At 40.7% G+C, this 1,974-nt stretch carries 2 protein-coding genes; both read right to left on the reverse strand.

Translation table 11 applies throughout. From position 1 onward, the window contains the following. Nucleotides 1-211: 211 nt before the first annotated feature. Nucleotides 212-985, reverse strand: a complete 774-nt coding sequence (locus PLK24_RS06475) for an inositol monophosphatase family protein (RefSeq protein WP_324477440.1) — start codon at nt 983-985, stop codon at nt 212-214. 130 nt (nt 986-1,115) lie between these two features. Further along, complete coding sequence (locus PLK24_RS06480; RefSeq protein WP_324477442.1) at nt 1,116-1,934, reverse strand: BtpA/SgcQ family protein; 819 nt, start codon at nt 1,932-1,934, stop codon at nt 1,116-1,118. Between the last annotated feature and the right edge of the window lie 40 nt (nt 1,935-1,974).

Raw genomic sequence — 1,974 nt, forward strand, 5'->3', positions numbered from 1 at the left:
GCAAGGAACGGAGTTGACGTGAGAATCTCATCCACCCACTCCGTCATTCTGAGGAACGTATTGTGTGACGTGAGAATCTCATCCTTTAGGGTATTTTAAAAACAAAGAAATATTAAAGATGAGATCCTCAAACACTCACTAAGCGAGGGCTCCGGATGACGCATCGCTATAATTCCTTCTCCCTCCAATGCTTTTTTAAACCTACAGTTGTTCATTGTTTTAGCGCTTTTAATAGCTTTTGGTGAATAGCCGGCGGAGCTGCTAATATATCTCCCTCATAAAGATCAAAGTCTCCGCCGCTTGGGTCGGTAATTATAGCTCCGGCTTCCTTCGCGATTAACACTCCTCCAGCTAAGTCCCAGGAGGAAAGGTCATATTCCCAATATCCATCTATAATTCCACAGGCAACATAACAGAGCTCTAAGGCCGTACTCCCTAAAACCCTCAAATCGGTAAGTTTCATAGCCAACCGAATTTCCTTTTCAATTCGAGAATGTTTCCCTTCTTTATAGGGAAAACCAGTTACTAAATAGCTTCCTTCTAAGATAGTTCGATCGGAGACGGTGATTCTTTCTCCGTTTAAGAAGGCACCCTCCCCTTTTTGGGCATAAAACAAATCCCGTCTAATAGGATCGAAAACAACCCCAATTACCGGTTCATTGTTTTCCCAGTATCCTAAAGACACAGAGAAGAAGGGATATTTATGAACAAAATTAAAAGTCCCATCCAGAGGATCGACATAGAATGCCCGGGATTGCCTTCTGGTTTGGATGCTGTCCTCTTCTCCAACTACAGGAATATCTGGAAATCGCTTGGTTAAAATTGAGTTGATCTCTTCTTGGGACTCTATATCGATATTGGTTACTAAATCATAAGAAACCGATTTTTGAAGGACAGAAAGATTTTCCTTCTCAAAGTACTTTTTCAGAATATTTCCACCAGTGAACGATGCAATAATCATTGCCTCCAAGATGCTGGAAGACATACATTAAAACCTCCAATCAAAATAATAGTTGAATTGTTAAGCTGTTTATACTGGTTACTCGATACTGATTCAAATATTAAAATCATCGCAGCCCTGGAAAATGAAACTTTAGGAAGATGGTTTTTTACCATCACTCTCCTCTAAATTTTTTTACTCTATTCATGAATGTTTTGACCCGCTCTTCATCGACATGGTTTTCGAATTTCCCATCTTGTTTAAAGGTAGTTCCTACTACGGCTCCATCAGCAAACTCAAGTTGTTTTTCCAAGTTATCCAACCGGACACCGGTATTGGCGAAAATGACGGTATCTGGCAAAGCTTCTTTGACTTTTTTTAGAATTTGTACATCGGTTTCAGCTCCTGCTGTTAATCCTGAAACGCACAAAGCATCAGGGCGATCGTTAAAAACCGTTGATTTAGCAATGCTGACGATATCCCGATTAGCGAGATATTGAGCGGCTTCCGGTACGATATTAAACAGCAGCTTTACATTTTGAGCTCCGATGGCATATTGGTGACGCACTGTCTCTCCAAAATTAGTATTCCAAAGGCCAAAATCACTGGCGTAGACTCCACTGAAAATCTCTCGTACAAATTGAGCACCAGTGGCTGCGGCTAAATCAAGACTCGCCACTGGATCCCAGAGAACATTTACTCCGAAGGGTACTTTAATATGTGTTATAAGCTCCCCTATTATCCGAGCCATCGATGCAACAGTGACTGTATCGACTTTAGTCATATAGGGCAAGCTGAATTCATTGGAAAACATCACAGCATCGATTCCACCATTTTGGAGAGCAGTTAAGTCTTTGATTGCCCATTCTACAACTTTCTTCATTCCACCTTTATGGTCAAAACCTGGATCACCAGGCATAGCACCAAAGTGGCACATGGCAATGATGGGCTTTTGACAGTGAAATACTTCTTTTAACCAATTTGATTTCGGCATTATCTATTCCTCCTCGAAATGTAATTATTTTTTAATTTTT

This window comes from Atribacter sp. (assembly GCF_035418125.1).
GTDB lineage: Bacteria > Atribacterota > Atribacteria > Atribacterales > Atribacteraceae > Atribacter > Atribacter allofermentans.